The sequence below is a fragment of the Verrucomicrobiota bacterium genome (assembly GCA_038744685.1).
Lineage (GTDB): Bacteria > Verrucomicrobiota > Verrucomicrobiia > Opitutales > Puniceicoccaceae > Puniceicoccus.
On sequence record JBCDMB010000005.1, the window covers coordinates 1 to 16,078 of the forward strand.

The 16,078-nt window shown below is 51.5% G+C and carries 15 protein-coding genes; 7 read left to right on the top strand and 8 right to left on the bottom strand.

Annotation, left to right across the window (positions count from 1 at the left end; translation table 11 throughout):
• Positions 1-210: hypothetical protein (locus AAGJ81_04560; GenBank protein MEM0965412.1), on the top strand; the 210-nt coding region annotated here is incomplete at its 5' end.
• A 1,013-nt stretch (positions 211-1,223) separates the two neighbouring features.
• Here AAGJ81_04560 and AAGJ81_04565 read toward each other — a convergent pair.
• The 6 genes from AAGJ81_04565 to AAGJ81_04590 all read right to left on the bottom strand — a co-directional run bounded on the left by AAGJ81_04565 (position 1,224) and on the right by AAGJ81_04590 (position 4,555).
• Positions 1,224-1,640 (bottom strand): hypothetical protein, encoded by a 417-nt coding sequence (locus tag AAGJ81_04565; GenBank protein MEM0965413.1) that lies wholly within the window; start codon positions 1,638-1,640, stop codon positions 1,224-1,226.
• Between the two features lie 107 nt (positions 1,641-1,747).
• Positions 1,748-2,101: a hypothetical protein gene (locus AAGJ81_04570; GenBank protein ID MEM0965414.1), complete on the bottom strand. Its 354-nt coding sequence runs from the start codon at positions 2,099-2,101 to the stop codon at positions 1,748-1,750.
• A gap of 76 nt (positions 2,102-2,177) precedes the next feature.
• Positions 2,178-2,429 (bottom strand): hypothetical protein, encoded by a 252-nt coding sequence (locus AAGJ81_04575; protein ID MEM0965415.1) that lies wholly within the window; start codon positions 2,427-2,429, stop codon positions 2,178-2,180.
• Positions 2,430-3,062: 633 nt separating this feature from the next.
• Positions 3,063-3,566 carry a hypothetical protein gene (locus AAGJ81_04580; GenBank protein MEM0965416.1) on the bottom strand — a complete coding sequence of 168 codons (504 nt, stop codon included), beginning with the start codon at positions 3,564-3,566 and terminating at the stop codon, positions 3,063-3,065.
• Positions 3,567-3,627: 61 nt separating this feature from the next.
• The gene (locus AAGJ81_04585; GenBank protein ID MEM0965417.1) at positions 3,628-4,182 is read right to left on the bottom strand and encodes a hypothetical protein; all 555 of its coding nucleotides are present in this window, start codon (positions 4,180-4,182) and stop codon (positions 3,628-3,630) included.
• A gap of 169 nt (positions 4,183-4,351) precedes the next feature.
• Positions 4,352-4,555 carry a hypothetical protein gene (locus AAGJ81_04590; protein ID MEM0965418.1) on the bottom strand — a complete coding sequence of 68 codons (204 nt, stop codon included), beginning with the start codon at positions 4,553-4,555 and terminating at the stop codon, positions 4,352-4,354.
• Between the two features lie 233 nt (positions 4,556-4,788).
• On the opposite strand from AAGJ81_04590, the gene AAGJ81_04595 reads away from it, so the two are divergent.
• Complete coding sequence (locus AAGJ81_04595; GenBank protein ID MEM0965419.1) at positions 4,789-5,988, top strand: integron integrase; 1,200 nt, start codon at positions 4,789-4,791, stop codon at positions 5,986-5,988.
• 24 nt (positions 5,989-6,012) lie between these two features.
• Here the strand turns inward: AAGJ81_04595 and malQ are convergent, their stop codons facing one another.
• Together malQ and AAGJ81_04605 are read right to left on the bottom strand one after the other, a co-directional pair.
• Complete coding sequence (gene malQ, locus AAGJ81_04600) at positions 6,013-7,575, bottom strand: 4-alpha-glucanotransferase (protein MEM0965420.1); 1,563 nt, start codon at positions 7,573-7,575, stop codon at positions 6,013-6,015.
• The gene (locus AAGJ81_04605) at positions 7,553-8,815 is read right to left on the bottom strand and encodes a 6-phosphofructokinase (protein MEM0965421.1); all 1,263 of its coding nucleotides are present in this window, start codon (positions 8,813-8,815) and stop codon (positions 7,553-7,555) included. Before AAGJ81_04605 ends, malQ begins: the two co-directional genes overlap by 23 nt.
• A gap of 759 nt (positions 8,816-9,574) precedes the next feature.
• On the opposite strand from AAGJ81_04605, the gene trpB reads away from it, so the two are divergent.
• The 5 genes from trpB to AAGJ81_04630 all read left to right on the top strand — a co-directional run bounded on the left by trpB (position 9,575) and on the right by AAGJ81_04630 (position 16,031).
• Entirely contained in the window at positions 9,575-10,822 is a 1,248-nt protein-coding gene (gene trpB / locus AAGJ81_04610; GenBank protein MEM0965422.1) for a tryptophan synthase subunit beta, read from the top strand.
• A 29-nt stretch (positions 10,823-10,851) separates the two neighbouring features.
• Positions 10,852-12,633: a hypothetical protein gene (locus AAGJ81_04615; protein ID MEM0965423.1), complete on the top strand. Its 1,782-nt coding sequence runs from the start codon at positions 10,852-10,854 to the stop codon at positions 12,631-12,633.
• A complete protein-coding gene (locus AAGJ81_04620) occupies positions 12,630-13,310 on the top strand; it encodes a nucleoside 2-deoxyribosyltransferase (GenBank protein ID MEM0965424.1) in 681 nt (226 codons plus the stop codon). Before AAGJ81_04615 ends, AAGJ81_04620 begins: the two co-directional genes overlap by 4 nt.
• Positions 13,307-13,927, top strand: a complete 621-nt coding sequence (gene upp, locus AAGJ81_04625; GenBank protein ID MEM0965425.1) for a uracil phosphoribosyltransferase — start codon at positions 13,307-13,309, stop codon at positions 13,925-13,927. The genes AAGJ81_04620 and upp overlap by 4 nt, the downstream gene beginning before the upstream one ends.
• An 850-nt stretch (positions 13,928-14,777) precedes the next feature.
• Positions 14,778-16,031, top strand: a complete 1,254-nt coding sequence (locus AAGJ81_04630) for a divalent metal cation transporter (GenBank protein MEM0965426.1) — start codon at positions 14,778-14,780, stop codon at positions 16,029-16,031.
• The last annotated feature ends 47 nt before the right edge of the window (positions 16,032-16,078 follow it).

Consider the following 16,078-nt stretch of genomic DNA (forward strand, 5'->3'; position numbering starts at 1 on the left):
ACCTCTGGATCACCTTCAAATACCGAGATCAAGCAAAGCTCTGATTCTCGGTCACTGATTCTTCGGAACCGCCGTGCTACGGACCCGTATGGCCGGTGGTGTGGGGGCGGGGGGGTCATTCCCCCTCGCTACCCGATTCGGAGGAGTGGTGGTGTGTGCGTCCTGCTGGTTTTCTCTCAGCGTCCATTCGGTTTCCTTTTCAGCGTCTGAGTGGTTTCTCTTCCGCCTCTTCAGAGGATTCTTTCCCTCTCGATTCTTCTCATTCTTTTTCCGAACGTCGAGAGTAGTGACCCGAGCCAAGAGACTCAAGCACAACTCGGCGGCGCATACCTCGGGTTGACTACTCGTCTTGTTAGCTCTTCCTTTCAATAGTAGAATAGTGGCAGGAAAATAAAGTAAAACACACCCCAAAGGAGCCAAGGACTGAAAATGGGGAAAGTTCTGATAATCCATATCCATAGTCGCTTCTTACTCGAATATCTACCTTCACTTCTCGCTCTGCCAATATGAAGCCAGACCAGTAGCACAGCTGAAGAAGCTACATAGAATACCAGGAATCGTCCTTCCCATTCATTTCCGGAAAAAGTGGGAAGGAGCCAAAACCAGAATGGCCACAAAACGTAAACAAAAATCCATGTCATTTCCGTAGCTAACGTGAAGGCTAGGCGACCCGGCCTGAGAGGTCCAGCGATCTGTGGGGTGTCGATTTCACGGGCGCGTTCATCGGGTTGCCTATGCCGTTTTGTTAGCCTTCAGGTGCTCTAAAATGGTCAAAAGGGGTACTGCATTCAAAATAGTATTCTTCTTCTCTGTTTTGGACCAAGTTCCACCGTCTCCAAGAGTAGTTGAAATGCACCCTTGGCGAACCCTTTGGTGCGTCGCCTTCTGCAACTAGAAGTATTGCTGTTGATCTCTCTGCATCAAAGCTATGTAGACGCCTGATCCACCTCTCTGCTTCACAGCCAGAATTGAATTTTTCTGCTGTAATCTCTGTTTTCTTTATCCAGCATCCCATCAATCGATTCTGGAGAACCAGCGAATGAAAATCGGCTCCTCCAAGAGAATCAAAGCGTCTTTCGTAGCGTAAAACTATTCTGGACCGTCTCGACTTGTCGTATAGGACGGAAAAGTTCTCAAGCTGAGCCCCTCTTAGTTTCACGGATCTATCGGCTAACGTGGAGACCAGACAACCAGCCTGTTAGGCTCAGTCGTCCGGTTGATTTTCAGGTTTGGCGGGATGGTTCACTGGTTGTCTGCGTCGTTTGGTTCTGCCCCTCGTAGATCCTAGATTTTATGTCATTTTTTGAAAGTTCGGTGATCCGGAATTCTTTCGGGTTCAATTCTCTTTCTCTTCTTAGGACCAAGAACTCTTCAACGACTTCTCGATCTATCTGGATAGGTCCCGAACCCGCCCAGTGCCGATTCGTTTCATTCTTTTTCACTCCAGATATCCAATACTCTTCGGCAGTCTCTAAATCGTAATAATTTGCACCGATTCCGCCGCCTTTCATCGACTGAAATGCCTGACCGTTGAAGTAGATGGTCCGTCCGCTCTTCGAGAAGGTTCCTTTTCCTATCCATGCGGGCCCATCGTCTGAGAATCCAGACTTGTGCTCAACATACAGTAGTTTCGATTTCATTTTTTCGCAGAACGTCGAGGACAGGCAACACGCCAATGGGGTTCCTAGTCCGGTTGATTTTTAGGATTTTTCGGGATGGTTATCGGGTTGTCCTGCTCCGCTTGGTTCTACTCTTCCTCATTTAGTTCTTTTAGACCTGAAAGGTCTGAGATGCTGATCCCAGCAATCAGCACATTCTCTTTTTCTGAAAGTGAGAGCTTTAATGCGGGAAACTCTTCAATTATTTCCACGTCAGTTATGTGATTCGAAGCAAACCCCAAAACGGATTCTGTGTCATCGTAGGCATACCCGAGAACCACTTTGCTTCCAAGCTTTGACCTGACGTAAGTGGACACGATATCCTGATTCTCATGCTCAACCTTAAAGCTAAATCTCACGACGAAATAATCTTCTGATTTTGAGCAGCCAACCACTGACTTCAGAATCGAAATAACCAAAAGAATTGAGATGAAATCCTTCATTTTTTCGGAGAACGTCGAGAGTAGTGACCCGAGCCAGAGGGCTCAAGCACAAGGCAAGGCGCGGAACTCGGGTTGACTACTCGTCTTGTTCGACCTTCTTTGGGGAGGCATAGTAAATTTTTGTGTCTTTCTCTGGATGTAACGTACGCTCTTGAAGAAAGCCAGATTGCCATATTGAGCCCTCTGCAATATACATGCTTCTTCTACTGGGAACATAGGCAAAACCGTTCTCGTTGGTAACAAAGGGCTCACTCTCGGCAATTTCGCCTACGATCCAATATGGTCTTTTTGAATAATAATAGACTAGTGGAACTCCTTCAGCTGGCATGAGATTTTCGGAATTAAGAACCGTTATTTTCTTGGTGCCCTTTTCTGTTACATGTGTGCAGCTCGCACAAAGAAAGCAAAGCGTAGCTAGAATGGACCAGTTCTGTCTTCTCATTTTCTTTCCGTCGAACGTCGAGGTGTCTCAAGACCGTAGCGCGGAGCGTGGAGGGAATTGAGACCACCGTGTGGTTATACTATGCGTTTAAGAAATGGTCCCGGTTCTCTCGAGCTCGTCGACCAAGACATCAGTTTCTTTCGTTTCCTCTTCTTTTAACAGACTTAATACCGTTTCATTGTTATCACTAGGGACCGAAAGATCTATTCCATGTTCGATCAAAAGCCTGAGCATTTCTCTCGTGTGAGTGCTTGTAGCGGACATATCTGCAACCCAATGTGCAACGTTATAGCCACGGTAAGAATCCTTCTCATGTATATCGTTGCTGGACTCTAAGCATGCTCTTAGTGCTTTTAGATCACCGCAGTAGGCTGCATAGTGCAAGGTAGTCATACCCTTTCTGCCTACTGCGGGACTGAAAAGTGTCGGTCTTTTCTCCGTCATATTGTCGTTTGTATAACGCTGAGATGAGCTACACGGATAAGGCTACTGCGGCATGACTTCTATGCTCTGCTAGAATCATGACGCCGTGGACTTATCCGGGTTAGCTCCATCGGATTGTTCTTTCTTGTTTGGATTTACAATTATATAACCTCCTTCATGATCAATCAGTATCATTTTCTTACTATGTTCAAAAATAATTAATATATCGCTACAGCCATCAATAAACTCCATCTCTTTCGGGTGGGCTAATCTCTTCCTTCCTTCTTCTATTCTCTCAAAAAACCTATTCGATGCACATATGAACGGCTCTTCAAGAGAACAACCTATATCTGGGAATATAAGCACTCTTTTGTTATGTTCTTGTGCTAATGATTTTCCTAAAATCTCTTTAAAACAGCTTACGCTATCTTTCGATTCATCATAAAGTTTTCGTTCCAGAGATTGATCGGAAATCTTCATGAATAAGTATATAGAATCGAGATTAATTTCTTCTGGGTGACTAAAATAGGAATTAGGATAGAACTTCTTAAATAACCTCATCGCTTCATCCCATGATTTAGTATTCCAGTTAGTTTTCATTTTAAAGAACGTCGAGCTCACGGACGGCTGTAAGCCGTTCTGTGAAGCGATTTGTTCGAATTCATTTTCTGATTAGTGAAAAACTACCTTCGGCAATAATGACCGAGTTCATCATTAACACTGCCTTACCTTTTAATCTATCGGAATTTTTCTTGAAACCCTCTGAATCGGATTCAATTTTTCCGATGAAATGATATGAAACCACATATTTTTCCGGGAATGGAGACCCGCCAACCGCATCTCGTCCAAAGTGACTCGAATATCCAACTACATCTTCACCGCCGCTGAAGTGAATCCTCCAAACTCCATACTCCCAGCTTTCCTTTTCTTCCTTCACTGCAATAAACTCAGCACTTCCGGTAGGGTTGTGATTTGAAGGTGTCATCTCGCCTGTGCATGAGAGCTTTAGTTTGCTTTGAATAATTGATTCACGCCACTCAACACTGTCAGCTCGGTGATCAGTGTGTTTCTTGTTTCTGATTTCTTCAAAGTCGTCGTTGAGTTTGAGATCTATCGATATGTCGTACTCCCCTGGAGTAAAAACGGTGAACGGCGTACCGGCGAACACACCACTTGAGATAATACAGGATAGGATTAGCAGTAAGTGATGTTTCATTTCTTCGAACGGTGAGGACAGGCAACCCGCCAAGGGGGTTCCTAGTCCGTGCGGTTTTTAGGATTTTTCGGGATGGTTATCGGGTTGCCCTGCTCCGTCTTGTTCTACTCGGGGTTATTAGGCCTATGGGCATCGATCAGTTTTATTCGCTTGAGGATATTCGTCTTCTCTAAATTTGTTCTGTTTTGGTGCGACATGCAGAAACTCCTCTGATGAAGAGGAAAAAGGCCAACGCAAAAGACGGAGGGATAGCCGCAAGAACGATCAGCCAACCGAAGAATCCTCCGAAGCCGAGAGAGAAGGGAATCAAGAAATAAAGAACTCCAAGAATGCCTACGGCCATGAATATCTGTAGAATTCCGCAAACTTTCATTTTCTATGGTAGAACTATTAGTATAAACGATTTTTTTCACCTATGGTGATGGCAAAGTTATAGGAGTTAGCCTGTTTTGGAAAGAAGATTTAACTCTATCAGAATCTAGAAGTTCAGCTATTGGAGGCAATTACGGCCATTTGAGCTGCTTAAAGGGGAATCAGTGTTGGCAGATTGATGTCGTATAATTTTATTGAAAAACCATAGTTGGTTTCACTTGGCTGATATACGACATGCACGAATGGGTTCGAAAGCACTTAAAGGACTACAAAGAGGCTCCTCTTGAGGAGAGGCGGCGCTGGTGGATCACACTGAAGTGGTATTTTGGTTATTGCTCTAAGAAGGAACTGGGTGATCCCACAAATCGCGAAAATGGACTAATATTCTGGCGTGATGCCGTGATGTCTTCTGAACCCGAGGAGTGGCAAAGGGATCAATGGGGGGCCGCCATGAAGTGGTACTTCGAGGAGTTGATTGCCAAGGATCGAGCTGGACCGGCGATGCGGTCGGCGTTACGTCGCCGCCATGTAGCCTATGCTACGGAGAAATCCTACATGAGCTGGCTCAGACGGTTTGAAGCATTTCTTTACCCCAAGACTGCGATAGAGGCAGACGCTACAGAGGTCGTCCAGTTCCTCAGCCATTTGGCCGAGAAAGAAGAGATTTCACCTTCTGGGCAGAACCAGTGTTTCAATGCGCTTCTCTTCTTTTTTCGACATGTCCTCAATCAATCAGAGGTGAACTTTCACGGGGCTACGAGGGCTACGAAACGGCAAAGAGTTCCAGTGGTGCTCTCCAAACCAGAGGTGACTCGTCTACTCGAATTGCTTCCAACCAGATTTCGATTGATGGGGCGACTGCAGTATGGCACGGGCCTGCGAATCAACGAGCTGCTCCGTCTGCGCGTAAAGGATTTGGATTTTGATCGCGGTCAGATAGTTATTCGCGGAGGAAAGGGCGATAAGGATCGCGTGACGGTATTGCCAGGTTCGTTAGTCGAGCCCCTTCAACTACAGGTAGAACAGGTGAGGAAACTCCACGGGGAGGACGTAGCCAACGGTTTCGCGGGGGCGAGCATGAGTGACGCGCTGAGTCGCAAATTCAAGATCGCACGGTCGGAGCTGAGCTGGCAGTACCTATTCCCCCATAGCCGCCTCGGAAAGGACCCGAGAACAGGGGATCTTCTTCGCCACCACGCTCTCGGAAACTCTTACCAAACTGCGGTTCGGGAAGCGGCTAGAAAGGCTGGAATCGAGAAAAGGGTAACTCCTCACGTGCTGCGTCACAGTTTTGCGACTCACATGCTGGAAGGTGGTGCGGATATTCGCACCGTTCAGGACCTGTTGGGCCATGCTTCGGTAGAAACAACCCAGATCTACACCCACGTGATGAAGAAGCCGTTTGGGATCGTGAGTCCGTTGGACGCCCTGTAGATTTACCGTACTGGCGAGGCGTACTCAGCTGTTTCGGTAGTAGAGTTGGGATAGCTCTTTCAGGTAGGCAGCGCTTTCTTTTCTCACTTGATCCAGCATGTCGGGAGAGGCCCGCCAGGTCCAATTGCCTTCGGCGGTGCCGGGGCGGTTGAAGCGGGCTTCGGTGCCGAGCGACAGGAGGTCCTGGAAGGGGATGACAAAGACTTGCGCGACGGAGGCGTAGCCCGCCCGGATGAGATCCCAGGAAATTTCGTCCCCGGAAACCCTGAGGTAACGGCGGACGTAATCGCGGACCTTCTCATTCTCGCTGGCATACCAGCCAACGGTCGTATCGTTGTCGTGGGAGCCGGGGTAGAGGACGGTCTTTGGCTGAAGATTGTGTGGGAGATACTGGTTGGAGGGATTGTCGAAAGCGAAATGGAGGACCGACATGCCGGGTAGTCCGGTCGCTTCCCGAATCGCGTCGACTTCCGGAGTGATGACCCCGAGGTCTTCGAGGATTACCTTGGCGTCAGGAAAGTGCTTTTGAAGCTCTTTGAAGAAGGGAAGACCCGGACCCTTCTCCCACTTGCCCTTGCGGGCGTCTTTCGCTGTCGCCGGAATGCTGTAGGCGGCTTCGAAACCCCGAAAGTGATCGATTCGCACCCAGTCGAAGAGTTCAAAGTTCAGTTTGAACCGATCCATCCACCAGCCGAAGGAATCTTCTTTGAGGGCTTTCCAATTGTAGAGCGGGTTGCCCCAGAGTTGACCGGTTTCCGAAAAGTAATCGGGCGGTACTCCGGCTACCGCTTTGGGCCGAAGCTTTTCGTCGAGTCGAAAGTAAGAGGGGTGTTGCCAGACGTCCGCCCCATCCAGCGCCACAAAGATCGGGATGTCACCCACCAGCTCGATCCTTTTGTTCTCTGCATAGCTTTTCAGCCGCTTCCATTGGGAAAAGAAGAGGTATTGGACAAACGTATGCTCGTCTACGCCCGCATGGACGGAGGGATCGAGGTCCTGCTCGGTCGCCCGTTCGTAGGAACGGTAGGTTTCCGGCCAATCGAACCATGGGCGATAGTCAAAGTATTCTTTCAGGGCACGGAATAAAGCGTAAGGCTGTAACCAGCCGGATTGCTTCTCCGCAAAATCCCGGAGCGGTCCGTAATAGTCTTCCACTTTCTCGCGAACCGTAGCGAACCGCTCCGATGCCAAGTGGAGCAGCCTGGGGCGCAGATGCCAGAGAGCCCCGTAATCCACGGCACATCCGGGAGGGGTCCTGGAGGGTTCGACTTCGTCTTCGTAAAGGAGCCCGAGGCGGACGAGCTCATCCAGATCGATCAGGTAGGGATTTCCGGCAAACGCGGAGAGGCATTGGTAGGGAGAGTCCCCGAAACTGGTCGGCCCGAGAGGGCAGGTTTGCCAGAGGGAGAATCCTGCCTCCTGCAGGAAATCAACAAAGCGGTAGGCTTCTCCACCGAGGGTGCCGATGCCGGTATCTCCCGGCAGTGACGTGGGATGTAGAAGGACACCACTCTTGCGATGGTCCGGCCAAGCGAAAAGCGGAGTCCTCCCGGAAGCCCGCGGTTTACTCGACCTCGTAGGGCTCAAGATTTCTTTCTACCCGGCGGCCACGAATCCTCACGAAGCTGGGCAGCCCTTCTTCGTAATCCGGCGAACTTTCCCCTTGGATAAGCGGCTGGGCATACTTGATGAACTGGTGGTTCATGCTGACGCCGTTTTCGTTGATCCAGTCTTCGGGCAGTTTTTTCACGCCATTGGCCACCTCGGAAAGTGGCGCGAGACCAGTCACGCATTCGTAGGTTTCTTTTTCGGCGCGGAGGAGCGTCACCATTTTCCCGCTCTCGCCTCCGACGGCTGCCTCGACCGCAGCCCGTCCGGCGAGGAAGGCTTCTTCGTTGTCGGCTTCCGATGCGCAGTGAGCCCCGGCTCGCTGGGCGTGCCCGAGCTTGGCGGCGCGGGAGCGAAGGCCAAACTGCTCTTCGATGAGATTGCGGAGATACTCGCCGACGCCTCCAAGCTGGGCGTGGCCAAAGGCGTCCGTCGATCCGCCGGAAGTGGTCAGGTAGTTTCCGTCTTCATCGACCAGTCCTTCACTGGCGACGATGAGACAATAGCGCTCTTTCTGAAGGATCCGTTGGATGTCCTCCATAAGCTTTTGCTGGGAAAGCGGCACTTCAGGGAGAAGAATGATGTGAGGAGGATCGTCGGGACGGTCCTTTCTCTTGACGAGAGAAGTACCAGCGGCGAGCCATCCGGCGTTGCGTCCCATGACTTCCAGAATCCCCACGTAATCGTGGTTGCCCATGGAGCGCGCGTCGCAGGCCATTTCCTGGACGGTGGTGCACAGGTATTTAACCGCACTGCCATACCCTGGGCAATGGTCGGTGGCGACGAGGTCGTTGTCGACGGTCTTGGGGATTCCGATTACGCGTAGGTCGTAGCCCCGCTCGGTGGCGAGAGCGGCGATGCGATCTGCGGAGTCCTGCGAGTCATTTCCACCAATGTAGAAAAAATAGCGGATGTTGTGGGTCTCAAAAACCTGAAGAATTCGCTCAAAATCCTCCTGCTTGCGCAACTTGTAGCGGCAGGTGCCCAAGGCGGATGCAGGAGTCGTGCGAAGCCCGCGGATGACCTGTTGCGACTCTTCTGCCAGATCGATCAAATCTTCCTGGAGGATCCCAATGACGCCGTTGCGGGCACCGTAGATCTCCTCGATACAGGGGTGGTTAAGAGCCTCGCTAATCGCACCAGCCAAGCTGGAATTGATGACCGCTGTTGGGCCACCTGACTGAGCAATCAGACAATTTCCGTTTAGTTCTTCTGCCATAATGTAATTTGGGTAAACGGTGAGGTTGGAAGGGTAGGGCAGGCATTACAAATCAAAAGAAGGGTTCAAAGATACGGAAGGGTACGATTCTCATCGCCTGCGGTGAAAATTCATCCTAGCATTCCGTAGCTGTGCGGGAGAAGAGTGCCTTGAGGGATTTTGGGAGGGTCCGACTCCGCTCGGACCGTGGGTGCGTTGATCGATATGCCTGTCATAGTTCAGTGGGCGCTCTTCTTTGCAAACGGCACGGACAAGGCGGAGCTTGTCCCTCCCGCTTATTCCTACGGTAGTCAGAGTTTTTCGTTGCTAGAACCTTTTGGGAGGGATGGGCTCCGCCCCGTCCGGGGGTTGTTAGTCAGGTGGCCTATCTTGCTACGCCTATGAGTGGGGTTCTTCTGCAGGTTCTTTCGCGGACAAGGCGGAGCTTGTCCCTCCCGGCTGGCACCGAAAAACGACCTTTCCGCTTCTTCGTGAAAAGGCTATCTACTGAAAGAATTGGCATGGCCGATGCTTTCAAGCTCTCAATCAATCGTGCAGGATTGAGTATCAGGGACTTGAATCCCTTGTTTTGGCCCGGTGTTTAGGGGTTTTCACCGGGCCCTTTCGTTTGGTCTTTCTTAGGGATCCGGTAGTAAACTAAATCGCGGCTCTGTTTTTCAGAAACGCCCGGCTTGCCGGCCTTGTAGTGAGCCTGCCGAACTAAGCCCGCGGTCTACCGGGTTGACCGGGCAGCAAAACTCACGAAACTGCGGAATGAAAATGTCTGAATCCACGGCCAGCCTCTCTGAACCTGAAGTCCTTCCCGATCCACAGGATGTGCCCGATGCCTCTGGTCACTTTGGAGAGTTTGGAGGGTCCTACGTTCCCGAAACGTTGGTCACGCCTCTGGAAGAGTTGAAGGATGCCTATGCGGAAGCGATGGCTGATCCGGTGTTTCATGACGATTTGGATCGTGAGTTGAGAGAGTTCGCCGGGAGACCAACTCCCCTCTACTTCGCAGAGCGGCTGACTTCCTATTTGGGCGGCGCCCGCATCTACTTGAAGCGGGAGGATCTTCTCCATACCGGTGCCCACAAGATCAATAATGTGGTGGGTCAACTTTTGCTGGCGCGTCGGATGGGCAAGACGCGCGTAATTGCGGAAACCGGTGCAGGGCAACACGGGATAGCCACCGCCGCGGGATGCGCGCGTTTTGGTTTGGACTGCGTGATCTACATGGGAGAGGAGGATATGCGTCGCCAGGCCCTCAACGTATACCGGATGAAACTGTGCGGTGCTGAGGTCCGTGGAGTCGATGCTGGGCAGCGGACTCTGAAAGACGCGGTGAATGAGGCAATGCGTGACTGGGTGACCAATTCGCGAGACACTCATTACATTCTGGGTTCAGCCCTGGGAGCTCACCCCTATCCGATGATGGTCCGGGACTTTCACCGGGTGATTGGCGCGGAAACAAGGAGTCAAATCCTCGAGCAGACCGGGCGGCTTCCCGATGAGATGTCGGCCTGCGTGGGCGGTGGTAGTAACGCCATCGGCTTTTTTCATGCTTTTCTTCAGGACGAAACGGTTCGCCTTGTAGGGGTCGAGGCTGGTGGTCGCAAGATTGCGCCTGGGGAACATGCAGCACGTTTTTCCGGCGGCCGTCTGGGAGTGCTCCAAGGGTGCAAGACCTGGCTTCTCCAGGACGAAGATGGACAGATCGAGAAGACACATTCGGTCTCGGCCGGTCTCGATTATGCAGCGGTTGGTCCCGAGCATGCATACTACCGCTCCCTCGGACGGACGGACTACGCGAGTGCCAGTGATGCGGACTGTCTCAATGCCTTCCAACTCCTCAGTGAAAAAGAAGGGATTATCCCAGCGCTTGAAACGGCCCACGGGCTCGCCTACGCAATTAGCCGCGCTCCTGAAATGGGCAAGGACCAGATCCTCTGTGCGAATTTGAGTGGCAGGGGTGATAAGGATGTGCAGGAGGCGTCACGGGTCCTTGAGGCCGTGAAGTCTGGGTAAGAGAGTTCCTTATCCAGTAGACCAGACCTATGAGCGACAAGGGGGAAGATTGGGAAGACGAGGAGTTAGACGATCCATCTCCAAGCAGTCGGCAGCGGCTCGAAAAGGGAAACATCCTTTTCGGACTGGCTCGTAAGGAGAAGGTCAAGCGCCAGGGCAAAAAACCCCTCGTTCAAATTCGGTTCTATTGGAAGCGGGTGTTTGTTTTTTTGTGCGTCCTTGCGGTCATGGGTTGGTTTGTTTGCGGCGGGGCTTTATACTACTACTTCAAGCATCACCGGGACTATGAAGAGGTCTCCTACTGGAAGATGCTCATCCTGCCTCTACGGCTGGATGGACACCGCCAAGAAATGGGGGAGTTTTTTATTGAGAGAGGGATCGAAGAGATTCGGGACGGCAATGCGCGGACCGGTTTTCATCACCTGAGGGCTGGTTTGGCCCGCTCGCCGGCCAATATAGAAGCGCGATTGCTGGTGGCGCGACTCTTTCGGGATGGATTGAAGGATAACCGCCTTGCGATCGAAGCCCTTCAAAAAGGGTTACGGTATGGAGACCGGGATCCCCGGTTTTATGAGGTGGGCTATCTGCGACCTCTTTTGTTTCTGTTGCAGATCGAAGAAAGGGACGAAGAACGGGTCCAGTTAGCAGATCGTCTTCTGGGAGAAATTGAGGATCCGGGGGCAAGGGGAATTCTCCAGCTGGATGCTGCCCTAGCCGAATCACAGTTGGGGAGATACGATGACGCCATTCGAAGGCTTTCGAGAGCTCAGCTGTTGGGTAATCCCAGCGGGTTGCTCTTGATGGGGAGTATTTTCGAAAATCTCGGAATGTCGGGGCGTGCAGGCTCCATATACTCGCGGGGTGCCGAACTTTTTCCGAAAAGCGATAAGCATGCAGAGCATTACTTCCGTTTCCTCAGTAAAGAAGGGATGTGGGAAGATCTCCTGAGTTACAGTGGGTTCCGAGGAGTGCTGAATCCTGACTCTCTTTCGACAGCAGTTTACCGTCTCTACGCTCTCGACGGCTTGGGCCGGGATGAAGAAGTAGAAGAAGCGGCGAACAGCATCCTTTCCAAGTTTGGGTCCGAGGAAGCGGTGTTCCGGATTTTGCAGTTTGCCAGTGATGCGGAAAGACCTGACCTCGTGATACCGACTTTGGATAAGGCACAAAGAATTGGAGTATTGGAAACACAGCATGTTGTAGTTGGCTGTTTGGTTCTCTGTCTCTCGGGCCAGTCCGGTAATGCACTAATGCTCTTGGATTCTCTCTCGGAAGAAGAAGTAGCCGAGTATCCATTACGCGTTTCCGGGATTAAGGCGATGGCCCATGAGGCCATTGGCGAATCGGACGTATCGCAACTATTTTTGCAAGAGTTTCTCCTTTCGGATGGAACTGACGAAGCGGTCTTCGGAACAATAGGGGAGGGCTTTTTGAAATTGGGCTTGAAGGACACCGGGAGCACCGTGCTTTTGCGCGGATTAGAGGTGTACCCCAACAGTCAGAAAATCCTGGAACTGCTTCTGGGTCTTGAGAGCGAGGATCCGGGTAGTCTGGACTACTTCCGACACGCCCAAGCTTTAATGAGCGGAAGGATCCCGCGGAACGAATTATTGAGGCAGGTCAGAAACGAATTAGTGAGCGACAGGTTTCTCTTTCGACCTGGAAGGGAAGACTTAATTGCTCGAATTGACGGGGTTCTGAAACAGGAGTTGCAGGCAGGATCTGCGGTGGCAGTGCGAGCAGGAGCATTTGATTTCAACGAGACGATAGGATTGGAACCCGAACGCGAATTCATGCAGTTACCCAGATGAAAAAAAGCACCTTTTACTTTGCTGGAGACCTTTTTGACTCCAAGCACCTTGCTGGGAATGCGTTTCTTGCAGAGGCGATCTATGAAGAGTCGGGTAAGAGTCTCCTGCCGGTTCTTCCCCAAAATCTCGAGCAGAGAGAAACTTCGGCGCACAGCATACGGGACAACGACATCCTTTGTCTTCTCGATTGTGATCTGGCCCTCTTCCACTTTGACGGTTCTGAGCTGGATTCCGGGACGGTCGTGGAGTTCATGTTCGCGAAGTTTGCGGATGTTCCTTCGGTGGTGATTCGATCCGACTTTCGGGCAAAGGGTGATCAGGAGCTACATCCGTGGAATCTAATGGTGAGTTACTATCCGAGGACCGAGGTCGTTCTGCTCGACTCCATGCACATCTACCAGAATGCGTTTCGGCCGGAGGAGAATGAGGGGCCGGAAGATTATCTAGAGAGTGGCCTCAGCGGTCGGAGAACAAGGGCTATGCTTGCTGATATCGCGGGTCGTATTGTCGAGGCCTTCGGAATCGTTTCCGCTCAACCTCCAATCCTGCCGCCGGAGCAGGCGGAGACGATATACGATTGGCTGGCAAGAATGCCGGGGTTCGTTGGAGGCCATGATGCCCAGTTGGTCCGGATTGAGGAGGCGCTTCGTAGGAAAGTAGAAAAAGGGATTCTATGAGCGAGGTGATTTGTCTGAATCATCCGCTGGTAGAGGACCTACTCGGCAAATTGAGGGATCGGGAGACGGGAAAAGAGTCTTACCGGGTTCTTTGTGACCGCATATCTCTGGCGTTGGCTTTAGAAGCTTCGCGCACACTTCCTTTGGTAGAACATAGCATTGAGACTCCGCTTGAAGCGACCGAGGTGAAAGCGCTGTACGCACCCGTAGTAGTTGTTCCCATCCTACGGGCTGGGCTCGGTATGCTCTCGTCGTTTCTCAAGCTCTTTCCGGATTCTAGTGTGGGTTACATTGGTCTCGAACGAGAGAAATCAACGGCCCGAGCTTGCGAGTATTATTGCAAGCTGCCGGTCATGGAGGGTTCGTGGACGTTTGTAATCGATCCGATGCTCGCATCGGGCGGATCCGCTTGTGCGGCTCTTAGTGTTTTAAAGGATAAGGGCGTTGCCCGTTTAATCTTGGTCTCGATTCTCGCATCACCTGAAGGAGTAAAAACGGTTCAGGCGGAGCATCCAGACGTAGAGATTGTAACGGCAGCAGTGGACCGTGGCTTGGACGAGAACAGCTACATCCGCCCAGGCCTTGGAGATTTTGGAGACCGGCTTTTCGGGACGTGAGGGTAACGGGAGGGACGGGCTCTGCCTCGTCCTTAGCATCTCTACAAAAGCGTGTGTATCAGAATCACGAAAGGTGTTTTAATCTATGACCCGCTTACGGACGGAACGGAGCCCGTCCCTCCCTGGTTAATCGCGCCACGGTAATTGGTGGATTTCGCCTTGGAAGGGCCAGTCCTCTGAATGGTCAACCAATCCCGCTCGGACAGGGTTTTCGACAACATACTTCCATTTGGCGGTGTAACTCTCGCCACTACGAAGTTCTCGGTCCCAAAAGTCCCTTTGCCATATGGGGCCTTGCGGTCGGTTTTTCCAAGTCGCCGAAAAGCGAGATTTCCAGAAACGAATCCATTTGCTGAGCGGTTCTGCAGGAAATCTTGTTGGTTGGCAAAAAAGATGAATGTGATCTGGCATGAGAACGTATCGGCCTACCCTGAAGACAGACCTGTCTTGCCAGAGATTCCTTAGGGCATGGTGGGCGGAGGTTTCTGTTAGAATGGACTGTCTGTCTTTTGTACAAACGGTCACGAATTGAATAGTGGAACGATTCCCTTTTTCGAGATTGGGTAGATGGATAGGCCTTCTACGGTCTGGAAGATCTTCTGGAGGCATAGATTCGAACAGTATACGAGAGTTCTGGTAAAGCGATTCTCATAACGGGAGAGACGAGCTACCGGCCTTCGCTAAAGCTATGGCGGACAGGCTGGCTCGTCCGCAGCATCTCTACAAGAGCGTGTGTATCAGAATCACGAACGGTGTTTTAATCTATAATCCGCTTCTGAACGGAACAGAGCCCGTCCCTCCCGGGAAGCTTGCGTTTTTACCGAAATCTTGGAGAGACTTTGGGTTTTTCATGACCGAATCCTCCTCGAAGAACCTCTTAAAGGCGATCGGACCGGGTATCCTTGTAGCCTGTGCAGCGATTGGTGGGTCCCATTTGGTGTGGTCAACGCGGGCCGGCGCAAACTTTGGCTGGCAACTCGTTGGTTTACTTCTCGTAGCGAACTTGTTCAAGTATCCGTTTTTCCTCTACGGCCAATTGTATGCGGCCGCCTCGGGTGAGTCGTTGCTGGATGGCTACAAAAGGAAAGGGATCTTCTTTGTTTACGTCTTTCTGGTGATCAACGTTCTCACCGGGATGATCAATGTCGCGGGTGTTTCGATGCTTACGGCCGCTCTACTAGGAGGCTTTGGCTTGGTTCAGCTGGAACTTCCCGACCTGACGGTAATCATCATGGTAGGGTGCGGGATTTTCATCGTCATCGGACGGTATCAACTGCTGGATGCGGCTGCGAAGGTAGTGATTATTGTCCTCTCGATTTCTACCTTGGTGGCACTTTTTCTCGCTCTGCGTGAGGGGCCGGTCGCACCGGCGGGATTCGAGTCCGCTTCTCCATGGACATGGGCCTCTTTCGGTTTTCTGATCATGTTTATGGGGTGGATGCCTGCGCCGCTCGATTTGTCGGCCTGGTCTTCCCTATGGATGTTCTCGCGGGAGAAGCAGACCGGGCATACCGCGACGGTTCGTGAGACGATGATCGATTTCCACTTGGGGTATGGAGTGGCGGTGGTTCTGGCTGTGGTCTTCCTTGGGTTGGGCGCGTTGGTGATGTATGGAAGCGGAGAGACGTTTTCATCCAGCGGAATTGTTTTCTCTCGCCAACTGGTAGAGTTGTACTCGGACAATATCGGACAGTGGTCATTTTACCTGATCCTTTCGGCAGCATTTATAACGATGCTCAGCACATCGTTGACTTGCATTGACGGCTATCCGAGGGCGCTATCCGCATGCACGGTCTTGATAGAGCCTTCTTTGCGCCCCAATTTTACGGTTCTGCAGCGTATTTGGATTCTGGCCGTCGTCGGAGGGTCCTCGACCATTCTACTACTTTTCGTGCAGAACCTTCTCCAGTTGTTGGGGTTTGCGGCGATCATCTCGTTTCTGACGACACCGGTCTTGGCAGCGATTAACTTTTGGGTGATGTCTGGCGACAACGTTCCTGAAAGATACCGGCCCGGGGTGCTACTGAAGACGTTGAGCTGGCTGGGGATTGTCTTCTTCGTGGTGATGTCCGGAGGATTTATCTACGCCGAGTTCATCCAATGAAACCTTCCTAAATTCGGTGTGAGACCGGTCATAGGGTTTTCCGGAGT

Bases quoted from the DNA above. Each gene is read 5' to 3' on its own strand.
- AAGJ81_04585 (MEM0965417.1), bottom strand. From the start codon at position 4,182: ATGAAACATCACTTACTGCTAATCCTATCCTGTATTATCTCAAGTGGT.
- AAGJ81_04580 (MEM0965416.1), bottom strand. From the start codon at position 3,566: ATGAAAACTAACTGGAATACTAAATCATGGGATGAAGCGATGAGGTTA.
- AAGJ81_04595 (MEM0965419.1), top strand. From the start codon at position 4,789: ATGCACGAATGGGTTCGAAAGCACTTAAAGGACTACAAAGAGGCTCCT.
- AAGJ81_04620 (MEM0965424.1), top strand. From the start codon at position 12,630: ATGAAAAAAAGCACCTTTTACTTTGCTGGAGACCTTTTTGACTCCAAG.
- AAGJ81_04615 (MEM0965423.1), top strand. From the start codon at position 10,852: ATGAGCGACAAGGGGGAAGATTGGGAAGACGAGGAGTTAGACGATCCA.
- AAGJ81_04590 (MEM0965418.1), bottom strand. From the start codon at position 4,555: ATGAAAGTTTGCGGAATTCTACAGATATTCATGGCCGTAGGCATTCTT.
- AAGJ81_04630 (MEM0965426.1), top strand. From the start codon at position 14,778: ATGACCGAATCCTCCTCGAAGAACCTCTTAAAGGCGATCGGACCGGGT.
- AAGJ81_04605 (MEM0965421.1), bottom strand. From the start codon at position 8,815: ATGGCAGAAGAACTAAACGGAAATTGTCTGATTGCTCAGTCAGGTGGC.
- AAGJ81_04570 (MEM0965414.1), bottom strand. From the start codon at position 2,101: ATGAAGGATTTCATCTCAATTCTTTTGGTTATTTCGATTCTGAAGTCA.
- AAGJ81_04565 (MEM0965413.1), bottom strand. From the start codon at position 1,640: ATGAAATCGAAACTACTGTATGTTGAGCACAAGTCTGGATTCTCAGAC.
- trpB (MEM0965422.1), top strand. From the start codon at position 9,575: ATGTCTGAATCCACGGCCAGCCTCTCTGAACCTGAAGTCCTTCCCGAT.
- AAGJ81_04575 (MEM0965415.1), bottom strand. From the start codon at position 2,429: ATGCCAGCTGAAGGAGTTCCACTAGTCTATTATTATTCAAAAAGACCA.
- upp (MEM0965425.1), top strand. From the start codon at position 13,307: ATGAGCGAGGTGATTTGTCTGAATCATCCGCTGGTAGAGGACCTACTC.